General features: G+C 31.8%; 16 protein-coding genes. 6 read left to right on the top strand and 10 right to left on the bottom strand.

The genetic code is table 11. From position 1 onward, the window contains the following. Nucleotides 1-201: 201 nt before the first annotated feature. Complete coding sequence (locus AAGV33_RS14540; protein WP_373392927.1) at nt 202-672, bottom strand: helix-turn-helix domain-containing protein; 471 nt, start codon at nt 670-672, stop codon at nt 202-204. Between the two features lie 313 nt (nt 673-985). On the opposite strand from AAGV33_RS14540, the gene AAGV33_RS14535 reads away from it, so the two are divergent. The 4 genes from AAGV33_RS14535 (at nt 986) to AAGV33_RS14520 (ending at nt 5,912) form a co-directional block, all read left to right on the top strand. Then, nucleotides 986-2,140 carry a M14 family metallopeptidase gene (locus AAGV33_RS14535; protein ID WP_373392926.1) on the top strand — a complete coding sequence of 385 codons (1,155 nt, stop codon included), beginning with the start codon at nt 986-988 and terminating at the stop codon, nt 2,138-2,140. Between the two features lie 76 nt (nt 2,141-2,216). Continuing rightward, the gene (locus tag AAGV33_RS14530; RefSeq protein ID WP_007139244.1) at nt 2,217-2,696 is read left to right on the top strand and encodes an Lrp/AsnC family transcriptional regulator; all 480 of its coding nucleotides are present in this window, start codon (nt 2,217-2,219) and stop codon (nt 2,694-2,696) included. 108 nt (nt 2,697-2,804) lie between these two features. After that, nucleotides 2,805-5,387 carry a phosphoenolpyruvate carboxylase gene (locus AAGV33_RS14525; RefSeq protein WP_373392925.1) on the top strand — a complete coding sequence of 861 codons (2,583 nt, stop codon included), beginning with the start codon at nt 2,805-2,807 and terminating at the stop codon, nt 5,385-5,387. Between the two features lie 9 nt (nt 5,388-5,396). After that, nucleotides 5,397-5,912, top strand: a complete 516-nt coding sequence (locus AAGV33_RS14520; RefSeq protein ID WP_373392924.1) for a DinB family protein — start codon at nt 5,397-5,399, stop codon at nt 5,910-5,912. 1 nt (nt 5,913) lies between these two features. Here the strand turns inward: AAGV33_RS14520 and AAGV33_RS14515 are convergent, their stop codons facing one another. The 6 genes from AAGV33_RS14515 to aroB form a co-directional block, all read right to left on the bottom strand. Further along, the gene (locus AAGV33_RS14515) at nt 5,914-6,390 is read right to left on the bottom strand and encodes a DNA-deoxyinosine glycosylase (protein WP_373392923.1); all 477 of its coding nucleotides are present in this window, start codon (nt 6,388-6,390) and stop codon (nt 5,914-5,916) included. Between the two features lie 2 nt (nt 6,391-6,392). Next, nucleotides 6,393-8,507 carry a DNA helicase RecQ gene (gene recQ, locus AAGV33_RS14510; protein ID WP_373392921.1) on the bottom strand — a complete coding sequence of 705 codons (2,115 nt, stop codon included), beginning with the start codon at nt 8,505-8,507 and terminating at the stop codon, nt 6,393-6,395. Nucleotides 8,508-8,595: 88 nt separating this feature from the next. Continuing rightward, nucleotides 8,596-8,997 (bottom strand): DNA primase, encoded by a 402-nt coding sequence (locus AAGV33_RS14505; protein WP_373392920.1) that lies wholly within the window; start codon nt 8,995-8,997, stop codon nt 8,596-8,598. Between the two features lie 10 nt (nt 8,998-9,007). After that, complete coding sequence (locus AAGV33_RS14500; protein WP_373392919.1) at nt 9,008-9,979, bottom strand: deoxyhypusine synthase family protein; 972 nt, start codon at nt 9,977-9,979, stop codon at nt 9,008-9,010. A 105-nt stretch (nt 9,980-10,084) separates the two neighbouring features. After that, on the bottom strand, nt 10,085-11,479 hold the full coding sequence (locus tag AAGV33_RS14495) for a type III PLP-dependent enzyme domain-containing protein (protein WP_373392918.1): 1,395 nt from the start codon (nt 11,477-11,479) through the stop codon (nt 10,085-10,087). 297 nt (nt 11,480-11,776) lie between these two features. Then, on the bottom strand, nt 11,777-12,844 hold the full coding sequence (aroB, locus tag AAGV33_RS14490; RefSeq protein ID WP_373392917.1) for a 3-dehydroquinate synthase: 1,068 nt from the start codon (nt 12,842-12,844) through the stop codon (nt 11,777-11,779). A 91-nt stretch (nt 12,845-12,935) separates the two neighbouring features. Between aroB and AAGV33_RS14485 the strand changes: the two genes are divergently transcribed. Then, the gene (locus AAGV33_RS14485; RefSeq protein WP_373392916.1) at nt 12,936-14,108 is read left to right on the top strand and encodes a proline dehydrogenase family protein; all 1,173 of its coding nucleotides are present in this window, start codon (nt 12,936-12,938) and stop codon (nt 14,106-14,108) included. Here the strand turns inward: AAGV33_RS14485 and AAGV33_RS14480 are convergent, their stop codons facing one another. Both AAGV33_RS14480 and AAGV33_RS14475 read right to left on the bottom strand, forming a co-directional pair. Further along, on the bottom strand, nt 14,109-14,522 hold the full coding sequence (locus AAGV33_RS14480) for a thiol-disulfide oxidoreductase DCC family protein (RefSeq protein WP_373392915.1): 414 nt from the start codon (nt 14,520-14,522) through the stop codon (nt 14,109-14,111). It lies immediately after the preceding gene. Between the two features lie 120 nt (nt 14,523-14,642). Continuing rightward, nucleotides 14,643-16,808, bottom strand: a complete 2,166-nt coding sequence (locus AAGV33_RS14475) for an endonuclease MutS2 (protein ID WP_373392913.1) — start codon at nt 16,806-16,808, stop codon at nt 14,643-14,645. A gap of 131 nt (nt 16,809-16,939) precedes the next feature. Between AAGV33_RS14475 and AAGV33_RS14470 the strand changes: the two genes are divergently transcribed. After that, nucleotides 16,940-17,608, top strand: a complete 669-nt coding sequence (locus tag AAGV33_RS14470; protein WP_373392912.1) for a uracil-DNA glycosylase — start codon at nt 16,940-16,942, stop codon at nt 17,606-17,608. A 63-nt stretch (nt 17,609-17,671) separates the two neighbouring features. On the opposite strand, the gene AAGV33_RS14465 is transcribed toward AAGV33_RS14470, so the two are convergent. Further along, nucleotides 17,672-18,049 (bottom strand): DUF4258 domain-containing protein, encoded by a 378-nt coding sequence (locus tag AAGV33_RS14465; protein ID WP_373392911.1) that lies wholly within the window; start codon nt 18,047-18,049, stop codon nt 17,672-17,674. Nucleotides 18,050-18,081 lie beyond the last annotated feature (32 nt).

Below are 18,081 nucleotides of genomic sequence, written 5' to 3'. Positions count from 1 at the left end.
AATACAGCCCGATTTACTTTGTGATGAATTATTTTAAAGATTAAGAAAGTATTGACTTTTGTTTATATAATAACTTGTTTTAACACTACTTATTTATATACAATATCTTATCAGGTATTATTTAAATATTTACTATAATAAAATAAAAATAAGTTTTATTTGTTTTTGACAACCCTAAATGCGAACAAAAAGCATTTAGGGTTATTTTTTGGTATTAGGATTAAAGGATTTGAATGTACCGTCTTTATAGAAAAACACTATTTTTTCAATAGTATCATCAAAATAAATATCCTGATTCTCTTCTCTGTTTGTAATAGGAGCACTTTTTTTGTCTTCAGGAATACTTTCTGAAAACAAATCCTCATCAGCTGTAGTTTTAGGTGTTGGAGCAGCAGGAGTCGGGCTAAAATGGGTTGTTGACTCTAATTCAGTTGGTTTAGAATTAGTTTTTGGAAAACTTCCTTTACCGTTTAAAATCCAATATAAATCTATCTCGGGATAAACATCTAGAATTTTAAGGATAAAATCTAAACTGGGTTTGTTTCTTCCTGAAAGAAGGTGAGACAAACTGGAGCGCTGTACTCCAATTTTATCTGCAAAAGCAGAAGCATTTACACCATAATAATCCAGTATAATTTCGAGTCTTTTAATAAAATCGTCAGTGTTTACCATTGTGAATTATGATTTAAAATAAAGTATTTACAAATGTAACTAAAAGCAATTCAAATAGCAAATTTACAGCTGTAAACAATATTTTAAAAGGAGTTTATTGTGATGTTTTACTTTAGTTAATATATATTAAATAACTGAAATTTAAATTATTAAACGTTTATTTGAATTAGTGTAACATTTGTCAACTAATAACATCACTTTTGAATTAAATAACTAATAAATGTTGTTTACAGAATTAAAATAATATTGCTTTTTAGGGTTTACAAATGTAAAAATAAAGATGTTTACTTTTGTAAATCAAATATATTAGATTATGAATTTAGAGCAGTTGTTTCTTGATAACAAGGAAAAAACGATTGAAGGCAGGTATTTGACATTAGAGTCTATTGAGCCTATTTTAAAAAGAATTAATACGGATAGCCAACTTTCGATTGTTGGGAAATCAGTTCAAGGAAGACCAATTTATAAGTATGTTATTGGTACTGGAAAAACTAAAATTTACCTTTGGTCACAAATGCATGGTAATGAAAGTACCACTACAAAAGCATTATTTGATTTTTTGAATGTACTGCATAACGGTTCTGATTTGGCTAAAGATTTGTTAGCTAATTTTACTTTTTGTTGCTTACCAATGTTAAACCCTGATGGAGCGACTTTGTATACACGTGCTAATGCTAATGAAATAGATTTAAATAGAGATTCTCAAAATTTAACGCAGCCAGAAAGCAAGGTTTTAAGAGCGGTTTTTGAGGAATTCCAGCCTGATTTTTGTTATAATTTGCATGATCAACGTACTATTTTTGGTGTTTCAGATACTGGAAAACCAGCAACTGTGTCGTTTTTAGCGCCTTCTTTTAATGAAGAAAGGGAAATAAACGATTCAAGACAAAAAGCGATTAATTTAATTGCTGGAATGAATGAAGTTTTACAAGAGTTCATACCAGGACAAGTAGGGCGTTTTGATGATTCGTTTAATATTAATTGCATTGGCGACACTTTTCAGTATATGGGTGTACCAACTATTTTGTTTGAAGCAGGGCATTTTCCAGAAGATTATCAAAGAGAACTAACTCGTAAATATGTTTTCATGTCTTTAGTGTCGGGTTTTAAAATACTTAACGAAAACGTTATAGAAACTAATAGAACGAATGAATATTTGAATATTCCTCAAAATAAAGTCGTTTTTTATGATTTTATATACAAAAATATTAAAATAAATTATGACGGTAATGAAAAAATAACGAATTTTGCTGCACAGTATAAGGAAGAGTTGGTTGATGGAAACATTAGTTTTAATGCTTATATTGCTAAAGTTGATGATTTAGAAGATTTTTTCGGTCACGAAGTATTTGATGCTCAAGGTGCTACTTACGAAGATGAAGATGGAAATTTCCCAAAAATAGATCAAAAAGCAAATTTTTGTTTGGATAAAAAACTTAAATTTGTTAATGGATTGGTAAAAAAGTAATTTTTTGTACGACTTTGTCATTTTTATGTATATTTTTATGCTTTAAAATGATAATTAATAATATAATTAGAGAAATATGAGTAAGTTCCGTTTAGATGAAGTAGATCATCAGATATTAGACATGTTGATAGACAATACGAGAGTTCCGTTTACGGATATTGCTAAGAAATTATTAATTTCAGCTGGAACAGTGCATGTTAGGGTTAAGAAAATGGAAGATGCTGGTATCATAATGGGATCTTCACTGGTTCTGGATTATGATAAATTAGGCTATTCATTTATTGCTTATGTAGGCGTGTTTTTGAATAACACTTCTCAAACTAAGTTTGTTTTACAACGCATTAACGAAATTCCATTCGTTACTGTTGCTTCTGTAACTACAGGAAAATTTAATATTTTCTGTAAAATTAGAGCGAAAGATACTAAACATGCTAAGGATGTGATCTTTATGATTGACGATATTGATGGTGTTTATAGAACTGAAACTATGATTTCTCTTGAAGAAAGTATCAACGATAAAAAGCGTTTGATGCACACTATCTTCAAAAATATGTAATTGACTTGAATGGTTTTTTTTTAATAATACCTCAAGTTGACTCTTGGGGTTATTTTTTTTCAACAACAACAAAACAACATAATTAACTAAATAAATTCAACATAATTTATGTATACGCTCCCTAAAATAGAACGTTTCAACCAAAACGTTCTCTCTAAATATAATATTTACAATAGCGTTTTCATCACTTTACCTTTTGATTCTATAGATAATACAGGTGCTTTATTGCCTTTATTCACAGATGTTTGTGAAACAGGTTTCAAAAAAATGGAAACACCAAAGGAAATTTTTGAATTTTTCTCTAAAAAATATTTACACACTGATGTAGAAGCTGACAAAATAGACTTAATGTTTCGTTTTATCCAGTATATCGAACGTCAAATTGTATTATTTGATGCTGTAGAAGATGCTGCTTTTCCAATTGTAAATAATATGGAAGGGCGTGGTTCTCTTAGAGATATCAAAGAAAAAGCAGATGCAAAAGGCAAAAATGATGAGTTGATTGAGTTTTTAGAAAACTTTAATGTAAGAACGGTTTTAACAGCGCATCCTACTCAGTTTTATCCGGGAGCAGTTTTGGGTATTATTAATGATTTAACTCAGGCTATTCGCGATAATAATTTGCTTCAAATCAAACAATTATTAGCTCAACTAGGAAAAACTCCATTTATAAAAAATGAAAAGCCAAATCCTTTTGACGAAGCAGTAAGTTTAATTTGGTATTTAGAAAATGTATTTTATGACACCGCTGGTGATATGATGCATTATTTAGAAACCAATATTTCTGATGGTAATATTAAAAATCCTATTATTCAACTTGGATTTTGGCCAGGAGGCGATAGAGATGGAAATCCATTTGTAACTACAGATATTACTTTAAAAGTAGCGGAACGTTTGAGAACTTCAATTTTGAAATGTTATTATTTCGAAATGAGAAACTTAAAAAGAAAACTAACTTTCTCAGGAGTTGATGTTTTAGTTGCTGAACTTGAAAATAAATTATACCGTTCTGTTTTTTATTCCAGAGGCGAAATTTACATCACTTTAGAGGAATTTAAATCTCAGTTAAATAAAATTAAGACTATTATTGTTGAGCAGCATCAATCTTTATATGTTGATGAATTAGAAGCTTTACTAATCAAAATAAACTTGTTTGGATTCCATTTTGCGACTTTAGACATCCGTCAAAACAGTAAAATTCATGATGCTGTATTTAAAGATGTTTTTGATTATTATTTAGAAAATGGTAAAGATGTTTTTCCTAAAAACTACTACGAATTATCTGAAACAGAAAAGTGTGAGATTTTAACAAATGTTAAAGGAGATCTTATTCCTTCTGATTTTGAAAATGAAATGACTAAATCAACGATTGAGTCTATTCAAGCAATTAAACAAATCCAACAGAGCAACGGAGAGTTAGGAGCAAACCGTTACATTATCAGTAATAATGAGAATGCAGTGAATGTGTTGGAAACTTTTGCTTTGATTCGTTTGAGCGATTGGGAACATCCTTCAGTTGATATTGTGCCTTTATTCGAATCTGTAGATGATTTGCAAAACGCACATAATGTGATGGAGCAATTGTACACAAATCCAGTTTATGCAGCTCATCTTGCTGATAGAGGAATGAAGCAAACTATTATGCTTGGATTCTCTGATGGTACAAAAGATGGTGGTTATTTAATGGCTAACTGGAGTATTTATCAGGCAAAAGAAGAACTTACTGCTATTTCCAGAAAATATGGAGTAAAAGTAATTTTCTTTGATGGACGTGGAGGACCACCTGCTCGTGGAGGAGGAAAAACACATAAATTTTATGCTTCTTTAGGACCAAATATTGAAAACAAAGAAATTCAAGTAACAGTTCAGGGACAAACGATTAGTTCTAATTTTGGAACTTTAGATTCTTGTCGTCATAACTTAGAGAATTTATTGAGTGCCGGAGTTACAAATCAGGTGTTTAATAAAGAATTAAATAGGTTATCAGCTGATGATAAATCAGTGATGAATCAATTGTCCGATATTGGATATAAAAAATATTTGAGCTTTAAAAATCATGACAAATTCATTCCGTACTTAGAAAAAATGAGTACGTTGAAGTATTATGCAAAAACGAATATTGGAAGCCGACCTTCTAAAAGAAGTAAATCTGAAAAGTTAGATTTCAAAGATTTAAGAGCAATTCCGTTTGTGGGTTCTTGGAGTCAATTAAAACAAAATGTTCCTGGTTTTTATGGTGTAGGAACGGCTTTAAAATACTTTGAAGAAAGTAATCAATGGGATAAAGTTCAAGACTTGTATGATGGTTCAATGTTCTTTAAAACATTATTGGAGAACAGTATGATGTCATTGGCAAAATCATTCTTCCCATTAACGGCTTACATGAGAAACGATCCTGAATTTGGAGAGTTTTGGCAAAATATTTACGATGAATTTTTAGAAACAAAAAGATTGTTGTTGAAAATTGCTGGACATAAAGAACTGATGGAAAATTATCCTGATGGAATGGCTTCAATTCAAATTAGAGAGCGTATTGTATTGCCATTATTGACAATACAACAATATGCTTTATTGCGAATCAACGAATTGAACAAAGAAAGTGTTCCAGATGATAAATTAATCAAAGTATACGAGAAAATCGTAATGCGTTCATTGTTTGGAAACACTAATGCAAGTAGAAATTCAGCATAATATTCGATTATGAAAGCAACAGATATCCCAGAAAACGAATATTCTGTATTTAATGCTACTTATATCAAAGCATCAGGAGATGAAAATTTATATGAAGACTTAGAAATAAGTCTTCATGATTTTATTCGTTTTGTTCAGGATATTCCAATGGATAAATTTGATTACCGTTATGCCGAAGGCAAATGGACGATCAAAGAAATTATTCAGCATATTATTGATACCGAACGTATTTTTAGTTATCGTGCTTTGCGAATTTCAAGAAATGACAAAACACCATTGCCTGGATTTGAAGAAAATGATTACGCATTAAATACCAATGCTAATGACAGACATTTACAAAGTTTGTTGACCGAATTGTCCATTGTTCGTCAAAGTACTTTGTCACTTTTTAAGAGTTTTTCAGAAGAACAATTAAAAAGAATTGGAATTGCTTCTAATCATGAAATATCGGTGCGAGCAATAGGTTTTATTATCATTGGACATCAAAAGCATCATCAAAAAGTGTATAAAGAAAGATACCTGTGAATCATTCAAAACAAGTAGACCAAATTTTCAACTTGTTTTCAAAAGACATCGTATTAGCGGGACTTGTAGAAGGCATTACATAATAAGTAATACCTTTTATTTGCCCGAAATTTTTAATAAAATAGCGGTGACTTTCTTTTCCGTTGAAGATGATTTTTTTGATATTTGGATATTGTTTGAATAAGTTTTCGAAATCATTTGGCTTATGATTTTTAATGTGAATGTCTAAACTTCCTTCACGTTCACAATTTTCCAGAACATCCCAAATTCCAATTTTATTGGTTTGTAATAGTTTTATTTTTTCTTCGAAAACGGTAGCAACTGGTAATTTGTCAAATAAGGTATAAATTATTTTCCAGAAATGATTGCGAGGATGTGCATAATATTCTTGTTTTTCTAATGAAGCAATTCCGGGCATGGTTCCAAGAATTAGAATTTCGGTTTCGGCGTTTACAAAAGGAGGAAAGGAATAAATCATAATTAGTTATTGTTTTCTTCTTTCTCAAGAATTGCTAAAGCTAGTCTTATTTTTCCATAATCTATTTTTTCTTCAAAATAATCAAAGTAAGGTTTTAAAGCAGCGGGTTTTTCTAGTTTTACACGAGCTGCTGCTACTAAATTGATTTCTTTCTTTGAAACAAATTGGTGTAAATCAATTGAAGCTCCATCTAGATATAGTTTTGCTAAGTGCGACATAATTGTACTAAGACCTAATTTTCGCTTTGCTGCAATGTCTTCGGTTGAAAAACCATCTTGGTATAACGCTAAAGTTTCTTTGTAAGTGCTGGACTCTTTTTTAGACTTTACTTTTTTGTCTTTTTGAAACGCAATAATGGTTTTAATAAATACATCGCCATATTTTTCTAATTTGGCTTTTCCTACACCGTCAATTGCAATAAGTTCATCTTCACTCATCGGACGATTGATTTCCATTTGGCGTAAAGTTGCATCGCTAAAAATAACATAAGCAGGCACGTTTTCTTCTTTAGCTATTTCATAGCGCAATTTGCGTAAGCTTTCAAACAATGAATTGGCAATTGTTTTAGTTTTGGTTTCTTTGACTTCGGTTTTATTCGTATTTGCTTTTTGTACGGTGTTGAGTTGTACTTTTTCTTTTTCGAAAAGTACTTTTCTTGCCAAAGGAGTTAGTTTGATTTTATTTTGCTGGTGGAAAGCAATTTCGCAATAACCTAAATTAATCAATTGAATCAGGTATTGGTTCCAGTCGTGCCAAGAGGTTTCAATGCCTACACCGTAAGTTTTTAAATTCTGATATTCTTTCTCGTAAATGTATGCGTTTTTAGAACCTCTTAAAAAATCAACTATAACAGGCAAAGGTTCGGATTCCTGAAGTCTAATAATAGCTGAAAGTGCTTTTTGAGCAATGATAGTTCCATCAAAAAAGGCGGGTGGATTTTTACAAATATCACAATTACCACAATTTTCGGTGACAATTTCGCCAAAATAAGAAAGCAATATTTTTCTACGACAACTCAGTGCATCGGTATATTGTTTCATTCTTTCGAGCTTTGCCAATTGAATTTCAGAATTTTGCCCATGTGAAGCAAATTTCTGCAACTGAATCAAATCGCCATAACTTTCGAATAAAATAGTTTCCGAATTCAATCCGTCACGACCTGCACGACCAATTTCCTGGTAATAACCTTCAATGTTTTTAGGTAAATTATAATGAATTACCCAGCGTACATTGGATTTGTCGATTCCCATTCCAAAGGCAATCGTAGCACAAACCACCTGACATTGATCGTTGATAAATTCATCCTGCGTTCTGGAACGAAGTTCGCTGTCTAAACCAGCGTGATATGCTTTCGCATTGATTCCTATTTTGCTGAGTTTTTCGGCAAGTTCTTCTGTTGTTTTTCGGCTCAGACAATAAATAATTCCAGATTCAGTTGGTTTGGATTCTATAAAATCCATAATCTGTTTGACTCTGTCTAAAGCTGGACGAACTTCTAAGCTTAGATTTTTTCGATCAAAAGAAGAAATGAAAACAGCTGGGTTCTTTAAATTTAATTGATTGCTAATATCTTGACGTGTAGCTTTATCAGCAGTAGCAGTTAAAGCAAGAATTGGAGTAGAAGGGAAGCGGTTCTTTAAGTAACCTAAGTTTGTATAAGCAGGTCTGAAATCATGTCCCCAGGACGAAATACAATGTGCTTCGTCAATAGCAATGAGACTAATTTTTATCAAATTGAAAGCATTTTCTAAATAAGTCAAACTTTCGGGCGCAACGTAAACTAGCTTTACTTTGTTGTTTTTTAAGTTATCAATATGTTGTTGCTGTTCGGTTTCAGTTTGTGTGCTGTTGATAAAACAAGCCTTAATTCCATTTGCTTTTAAGCTGTCCACCTGATCTTTCATTAACGCAATAAGTGGCGAAATCACGATAGTAATTCCGGGAAATAATAAGGCAGGTAATTGAAAACAAATGGATTTTCCTCCACCTGTAGGCATAATAGCTAAAGTATCATTGCCATTTAATATCGTATTTATAATTTCTTCCTGATGGGGTCTGAATTTTTCAAATCCAAAATTTTCTTTAAGTGTTTGGTGCAAGACTTGGGAAGTAATCATTTTTAAGAATGCTAATTAGTTTTTTGTGTTTTAGAGATAAAAAAAGGAACTCTTTTTGGAGCTCCTTTTTTATGTTGTTATGAATTAATTAATCTTCATCATCTTCGTCTTCATCATCAGCAATGTCTTTATCATCTGAATCTTCATCGTCTTCATCTAATTCAGGTTTGTCAAGATTGTCATCGTCATCGTCGTCATCGTCGCTAATATCGTCATCGAGATCCAAACCTTTTATTGGAGTGATTGGTTCGATAACATCATCGATTTCATCATCTTCATCAAAATTTTCGATTCTGTCAGCAAGTTTAGTACTTACTTTTACTAAATAAGCTGTGTCTTCAGTGCGAACTTCAACCGCTTCTATTAATTCGTTTTTAGCATTTCTAAAACGAATGATATCTTCGTCGTCATATCCATCAGGAAATTTTTCAACTAATAAGTTTAAAATTTCATTTGTCAGCTTAGCGTACTCAACAATAACTCTTCTCATAAAAATGGTATTATAAATCTAATAAATAAGCAAAAATTAATGGTGCTACAATGGTAGCATCTGATTCAATGATAAACTTAGGTGTTTTTATGTCTAATTTTCCCCAAGTAATTTTTTCGTTTGGAACTGCTCCAGAATATGAACCATAACTGGTTGTAGAATCTGAAATTTGGCAGAAATAACTCCAAAACGGAATATCGTGCATTTCCATATCCTGATACAACATTGGAACTACACAAATAGGGAAGTCTCCTGCGATACCTCCACCAATTTGGAAAAATCCAATACCATTGCTGCTGTTTTTTGGATACCAATCTGCTAAGAAAGTCATGTATTCAATACCTGATTTCATAGTTGATGCTTTCAATTCTCCTTTAATTACATAAGAAGCGAAAATATTTCCCATTGTACTGTCTTCCCATCCTGGAACAATAATAGGTAAATTTTTCTCAGCTGCAGCATACATCCAGCTATCTTTTAAGTCAATTTCGTAATATTCTTCTAATACTCCGGAAAGTAACATTTTGTACATGAATTCATGAGGAAAATAACGTTCTCCTTTGTCATCCGCATCTTTCCAGATTTTGTAGATGTGTTTTTGTAATCTACGGAATGCTTCGTGCTCAGGAATACAAGTATCTGTTACACGATTTAATCCTCTTTCTAACAAGTCCCATTCGTCCTGAGGTGTCAAATCACGGTAGTTAGGCACTCTTTCATAATGAGAATGCGCTACTAAATTCATGATATCTTCTTCAAGATTTGCTCCAGTACAAGAAATAATTTGAACTTTATCTTGGCGTATGATTTCGGCGAAGATTTTTCCAATTTCTGCTGTACTCATTGCACCAGCCATACTTACCATCATTTTAGCACCATTAGCTAATTGTTGTTCGTAAGCTTTTGCGGCATCGACTAAAGATGCAGAATTGAAATGTAAATAATGCTTTTCAATAAACTGACTGATCGGTCCTTTACTCATTTTATGGGGTTTAAATATTTTGTAAACTCATTGTATTTGAATATAAATGCGCTCAAATATAAACAAATTATAAGTTTACTAATTGTGTGTTTTGTTAATTATTTTTTATTTGTAACCTAATATTTTTAATACGTCTTCAGAGGTTTGTTGTTCTGAGAATACTTCTGTTGCTAATATACCATTTTCATCTCTATCTATTAAGATATGTTTGGGTTGTGGGATCAAACAGTGGTGCAATCCACCGTATCCACCAATGGTTTCCTGGTAAGCACCAGTATTGAAAAATCCAATATATAGTGGTTTTTCTTTGTTATATTTTGGTAAATAAATCGCATTCATGTTTTGCTCCGAGTTGTAGTAGTCATCACTATCACAAGTTAGACCTCCTAATAATACTCTTTCATAGGTATCATTCCAGCGGTTTACGGCTAACATGATAAAACGCTTGTTTATAGCCCAGGTATCTGGTAAAGTAGTAATGAATGAAGAATCAATCATGTTCCACTTTTCTCTATCATTTTGTTGTTTTTGATATAAAATTTGGTAGATTGCTCCACCGCTTTCTCCTACAGTAAACGAACCAAATTCAGTAAAAATATTGGGAACATCCACTTCAGCTTCATCACAAGCAATTTTAATTTGATTGATGATTTCGTCAATCATGTATTGGTAATCGTATTCAAAAGCCAGAGAGTTCTTGATTGGAAATCCTCCTCCAATATTCAAACCATCCAGAGTAGGACACTCTTTTTTCAACGCAATGTAAACTTTGATACATTTTACCAATTCGTTCCAGTAATAAGCCGTATCGTTTATTCCTGTATTGATGAAAAAATGCAGCATTTTTAATTCAAGATTACTGTTTTCCTGAATTTGTTTTTTGTAGAAAGTAACTATGTTTTTATAACCAATTCCTAATCTTGAAGTATAAAACTCAAATTTAGGTTCTTCTTCGGCAGCAATTCGAATTCCAATTTTAAATTTTCCTTTAATTTCAGCCTGAAGCAAATCTAATTCTTCGTAGTTATCAATAATTGGAATAGTATTTTTATGACCATTATTGATTAAACGCGCAATATTACTAATGTATTCGTCTCTTTTAAAACCGTTGCAAATAACATAAGTACTCTTGTTGATTTTACCGTTTGTCAATAAATTTTCAACGATATTAATGTCAAATGCAGAAGAAGTTTCAACGTGTATATTGTTTTTGAAAGCTTCATTCATAATGTATTCAAAATGGGAGCTTTTGGTACAATAACAATAATAGTATTTTGCTTCGTATTTGTTTTTTTCCATCGATTTTCTGAACCAGGCCTTTGCCTTATTGATGTTCTCTGAAATCTGAGGCAAATAAGTAAACTTTAATGGCGTGCCATATTGCTCAACCAATTTCATTAAATCGATATTGTGAAATTGAAGATTGTCTTTGTTTAGTTTAAATTCCTCTTGTGGAAAGTAATAGGTTTGATTAATTAGATCAGAATATTTTGTATTCATTAGAATTTTAGAGTTTTAATTTATTTTATAGATTAACGATATATTTATTAAGCTATAATTCAAACTCTAATATTTGCATATATAATTTGCAGTTTTTCGCTTTCTACTTTTAGATACTGAAAAATATCAAAGTTAAATGGACTAATCACTAAATTGAAACGTTTCAATATTCCTAAGAAAGAATCATTGTTAACGCTTTGATTTGAGTTATAATTTCTTTGTTTTTGATCTTTTTTCATTGCGGCAAATGTAGAAAATAAAATATAAGTGATGCAATCCTTTTTTATAAAAAAATAGTTAAGATTTGTAATCTTCAAAGGCTTCAAGAATTAATTCATTCTCAACAGCTTGATTGATTATTATCTTTCCAATACCTTCAATTAATGCAAACTGAATGCTTCCGTATTCATTTTTTTTATCATGTATTAACAAATCTAAAATCGGTTGAATATCTTCTTCTTCAAAAACAATGTCTTCGTAAATTGATTTTATTACCGTTTTAATTTGAATGTATTCTTCTGTAGAGATAAATCCTTTCTTTAAAGAAATGTAACTTTCAAGAATCATTCCCACAGCAATAGCTTCACCGTGAAGCAAGGTTGTCTTTGTTTCACTTTCCAGAAAATAACCTTCGATGGCATGACCTAAAGTGTGTCCAAAATTTAATGCTTTTCGGATGTTTTTCTCAGTTGGATCTTGTTTTACAATTTCATTTTTAATTTCAACCGATCTAAAAATTAATTCGTCAAGAGTACTGAAATCAATTGTTGAAATATCCAGAAATTCTTCCCAGTATTTTTTATCATAAATCAAGCCGTGTTTCAACATTTCGGCAAGACCTGAACGCATTTCGTTTTGAGGAACCGTTTCAAGATATTCAGTGTCAATAAGAACCATATTTGGCACATTAATTACACCAATTTGGTTTTTTAAATTTCCTAAATCCACGCCATTTTTCCCACCTACCGAAGCATCAACCATAGAAAGCAAAGTAGTAGGAATGTGAATAAAATCAACACCACGTTTAAAAGTAGAGGCTACAAATCCACCTAGATCAGTAACAACACCACCACCAAGATTCAGCACAATACTTTTTCTGTCACCTCCAAGTTCCGTAAGTACTTTCCAAATTTCAACGCAGGTTTCTATGTTTTTATTTTCTTCACCTGCTTCAAATTCGATAATTTCAACATTCAAATCGGTTTCAATGTAAGGCAATAATTTTGGTAAACAAAACTCATTCGTTTGACTATCTACAATTATAAAAATGTTAGAATATTTGTTCTCAGCTAGATGAAGATTTAAAGCTTCATATCCTTTTTCGTTAAAATAGATTGGGTAGTTATTGGCTTGAATTGTTTGCATCGTCATTAATTAAATTGAAATGCAAAATAAGGTAATTTCTAGTAATTAATGTTCATAACTCTGGCTATATTTGTTTTAAATAACAAAAAAAATGAAAAAGATATTCGATAATACCCAAATTGCTTTTGCTTTAAAAAGTAGTGACCAATTGAATGCATCTTATTTTCTTTTTAAATTGATGGCACTGAAACCATTGGTCAAAATAGGAAAGAAAATTATCAGTCTGGCTTTGCAATTGAATTTACCAGTAGAAAGTTTAATTCGAAAAACCATCTTTAATCAATTTTGCGGAGGCATAAACGAAGAAGATTGTCTTAAAGTAGTTGATATTCTTGATACTAAAGGTGTTTCGTCTGTTTTAGATTATGCCGTAGAAGGAAAAGCTAATGAGAGTGAATTTGATAATGCACTTGAAAAAATGCTGAAAATAATTGAATTTGCCAAAGAACGTCAAGCCATTCCATTCGCAGTTTTTAAGCCTACCAGTTTTGGAAGAATTGATTTATATGAAAAAATTGGTAACAAGAAGTTTTTAACTGCTGCTGAACAAGTAGAATGGAGTAGTGTAGTGGCTCGTTTTGATTTAGTTTGCAAAGCAGCACATCAAAAAAGTGTTCCTGTTATGATTGATGCCGAAGAAAGTTGGATGCAATATGCTGCTGACGAATTGATTCTGGAAATGATGCGTAAATATAACAAAGAAAAAGCCATTGTTTACAATACTTTGCAAATGTACCGTTGGGATCGAATGGATTATTTAAAAACTTTACATCAAACAGCTCAGGCAGAAGGATTTTTTATCGGAATTAAATTAGTTCGTGGTGCTTATATGGAAAAGGAAAATGAGCGTGCCGAAGAACAGAATTATCCATCGCCTATTTGTGCTAGTAAACAGGAAACGGATTTAAATTATGATACTGCTTTAGAGTATATCACTAATAGTTTGACTGTTTTTTCTCTTTTTGCAGGAACCCATAATGAAACAAGTACTTATTATTTAATGGAATTAATGCAGAAAAAAAACATTGCGAATAATGATATTGGAATTTGTTTTGGGCAACTGTACGGTATGAGTGATACCATAAGTTTTAATTTGGCAGCCAATGGATATAATGTTGCGAAATACCTTCCTTTTGGCCCAGTTAAAGAAGTCGTTCCATATTTAATTCGTCGAGCTCAGGAAAATACTGCTGTTGCTGGACAAACCACTCGCGAATTAGAAATGATAAAGAAAGAGCGTCAACGAAGAATAAAAGATGCTTAATTATAAAAATTTTGCTTTTAATTCCGGTGTTGGAATCATGCAGTGTTCTTTTTTACCATACCATTTATAGCGATTCTTGGCAATATATTCGTAAATAGAGTCATTAATTTTCTTTGGAAAAAAGTTAAAACTAGCTAGAAAACCATAAAATCCGCCCAATTGAGAAGCTATTTTCAAAGCGGCTTCTGATTTGTAGTAATAAGCAATTCCAGGTTCGTACAAGATGATGCTATCGGTTATTTTTGGATTAATGCCAATGTAATTACAAATTTCCAAGCCTAAGTCAGATTGCAAAGCTACAAACCGAAATACATCTTTTTTATCTCGCTCAATAATAAACTGCACCGCCGAATTGCACAAATTACAAACGCCATCAAAGAGGATTATTTTTTTGTTTTTGGGTAAGTTTTGCATTTTTTTTAGGTTATTGCGAGGAACGAAGCAATCTCATTTTCTATTTTATATACTGGATTTGCTCGTGTTAGTGTGATTGCTTCGTTCCTCGCAATGACTCTGAACACTGCTTTCTGCAAGCTATTTCTTCACCGCTTCCACCAAGTCCAGTTCATCCAAATTTACTTTAGAAGTAAAAATACCATAATTGACTGTTGCTTTGTTTTTTTCAATGGCATCAATACTTCCCACAGCTTTTCCATCTAGCATTCGCACACGATCGCCCACTTTTAGAATTGGTTTTGGTTTTTCAATAACAGGTTTTAGTTTCTTTTCTTTTTTCTCTTTTCGAATTTCTTCTACCTGAACCGTAACTTCAGCAATCACTTCTTTTTTCTTCTCAATTATGGCTTTGCTTTCTTTTGGAGTGGCTTTTTTACGTTTCGAATTTTCGATTTCAACTATCTTTAAAAACTCGCCAATCAATTCCTTTTTGTTTTTATTATTGAAATATTTTTCGGCAATATCTTCTATTTTTTGACCAATATAAATCGTTTTTTGATTGCTGTCATACAATTCCTGATAGCTTTCTAATTTCTGTTTGATTTTTACATTGATGGTTTCCATCTTTTTACCTTCTTCACGCGCTCTGGTTTCTTCTTCTTTTAGGTTTTGAGAGGTTTTTTCAAGCTTAGAACGTTCTTTTTGTAAGGTGGCAATGGTTTTGTCAAAACGCACTTTACCCACTTCAATTTTCTTTTTCGCGCGATTGATTAAGCCAAACGGAATTCCGTTTTTCTGCGCTACTTCAAATGTAAACGAACTTCCCGCTTGACCTAATGCTAATTTGTACATAGGTTCCAATGATTTTTCATCAAACATCATGTTGGCATTGGTAGCAAAAGGTAATTCGTTTGCCAGAATTTTTAGATTTGAATAATGCGTGGTAATGATTCCAAAAGCTTCTCGGTGATAGAATTCTTCTAAGAAAATTTCTGCCAAAGCTCCTCCTAATTCAGGATCAGAACCAGTACCAAATTCGTCAATTAGGAACATGGTTTTACTATTGCACTTCTTTAAGAAGTAGTTCATGTTCTTTAATCGGTAACTATAGGTACTTAAATGATTTTCAATAGATTGATTATCTCCAATATCTGTTAATATTCTGTCGAATAAAAAAGTTTCAGATCGCTCGTGAACCGGAATTAACATCCCCGATTGTAACATCAATTGGAGCAATCCAACTGTTTTTAACGAAATCGTTTTTCCTCCGGCATTAGGCCCTGAAATAACAATAATTCGGTTTTCCTGTTGCAATTCAATAGTTTGCGGATAAGTAACTTCCTTTTTTTGTTTGTTTGTCAAATACAAAATAGGATGGAAGGCATCTCTAAAATACAAACGACGTTCCTCAGTAATAGCAGGTAAAATTCCGTTGATTCTGTCGGCATATTTTGCTTTGGCAGCAATTACATCAATATCACTTAAAAATTCCTGATACTCTTTTAATGTTGACAAAAACGGACGAATAGCATTCGATAATTGCTTTAAAATACGGGTAATTTCTTCTTTTTCTTCGTATTCTAAATTGCTTAATTCTCTGGAATATTTCAGTGTCATTTCAGGTTCGATGTAAGCAATACTTCCTGTTTTTGAACTTCCTAAAATAGTTCCTCTTACTTTTCGGCGGTACATGGCCAAAACCGCCAAAACACGACGGTTTTGTACAAAACTTTCTTTGATATCGTCTAGATAACCCAAACCATTATATTGGGTTAAAGCAATACCAAAACTCTGATTTACCTTGCCACGAACCAAATTCATATTTCTACGAATGTCTAATAAAACAGGAGAAGCATTATCTTTTATTTCGCCATATTTATCAACGACTGTATCAATAAGAGTTACAATTTCCTTAGTAAGTTCAACTCGTGAAGCTCTGGCATTGATATTTGGGTAATAATCATCAAATTTTCTCAAGAAATTCAACAAGAAATTTACTGTTGAAGAAAGAGTTGCTATTTTTCTAAAACTGCCTACTTCAAGAAAACTGTCTTCAATAGCCAGGAATTTTATTTCGTGTGTAATGGCATCAAAACCGTGATTTGGAATTGCATTATTATTTTGGAAAGAAGACACATATTCAGAAGTTTGCAGCAAAGCCTGCATCAAACTTTCCTTATCTCTAAAAGGGGTAATTTCAAGTGCTTTTTCTTTTCCAATTTCGGTATTACAAATCTCAGAAATGGTTTCTAGAATTGTTGGAAATTGAAGGTCTTGTAATGTTTTTTCGGTAATACTGATCATTTATTTTCTTTAAGAAAGTACAGCAAAAGTACAAAAAATAGTAGCATCGAATACTGTAACTTAATATCTAATTTTATGAGTAGGAAATATGATTTGAATAAAAAAATTCTGAAATTCGCATAAAAAAAGATATGGATGTTAAAATGCATGATTCTTGGAAAGGAGTTTTAAATGAGGAATTTGAAAAAACGTATTTCAAAGAATTAATTGATTTTGTAAAATCTGAATATACTACAAAGGTTTGTTATCCAAAAGGAAGTGAGATTTTCTCGGCTTTTGATCATTGTCATTTCAATCAGGTAAAAGTGGTTATAATAGGTCAGGATCCTTATCACGGCCCCAATCAGGCCAATGGATTGTGTTTTTCAGTACACGATGGGATTCCGTTTCCTCCATCTTTAAATAATATTTTCAAAGAAATTGAAAATGATTTAAATGCACCAATTCCTAAAACGGGTAATTTAGAACGCTGGGCTGATCAGGGTGTTTTTCTTTTAAATGCTACCTTAACCGTTCGCCAATCGGAAGCGGGAAGTCATCAGGGAAAAGGCTGGGAAAAATTTACGGATGCTGTAATTAAGAAAATTTCGGACGAATCAGAGAACGTGGTGTTTTTACTTTGGGGCGGTTTTGCTCAAAAGAAAGCAGCATTGATTGATGGTTCCAAACATCATATTTTAAAATCGGGGCATCCTTCTCCGTTGAGTGCTAACCGTGGATTTTGGTTTGGAAACAAACATTTTAGTAAAACAAATGAATATTTAAAAGCGAAAAATAAACCAGAAATTGATTGGTCTTAATTCATAACATTAAAAAAGCCATTTAAATTTCGATTGAAACTAAATGGCTTGTACTTTAAAATACTACTTTTTTAGAATTTCTTCTAAAGTAGCTTTGCCTTCTTGGTTTTTTACTTTTAGAATGATTTCTTGTCCTTTTAAGGTTTTGCCTTCAATGATGTAAATTTTAGTGTTTTTTCCAAATTCGGTGTCGCTCTTGTCAAAGTTAACATCTCCAAATTCAAGCGTATTTTTGATATCTGCAACATTTATCCAGGATTCAGATAAAACTTTATTTGCATTTTCAGAATAATGAAACGGTTTATTTCTAAGATCATTCAGTACTCTGGCATTTGGAAAATAATTGCAACGGGTATCTTTTCCACTAAAAACAAGCGCTACAAAAAAGCAACCTAATACTAAGCCTACTAAATAATAGGAAAAACGTTGTACAAACTTCATGGATTTATTTTTTTGGCAAAGGTAATTGAAAG

The sequence above is a fragment of the Flavobacterium magnesitis genome (genome assembly GCF_041729735.1).
GTDB lineage: Bacteria > Bacteroidota > Bacteroidia > Flavobacteriales > Flavobacteriaceae > Flavobacterium > Flavobacterium magnesitis.
The sequence above is the reverse complement of the archived record's forward strand: the minus strand, read 5'-3'. Positions and strand labels throughout refer to the sequence as shown.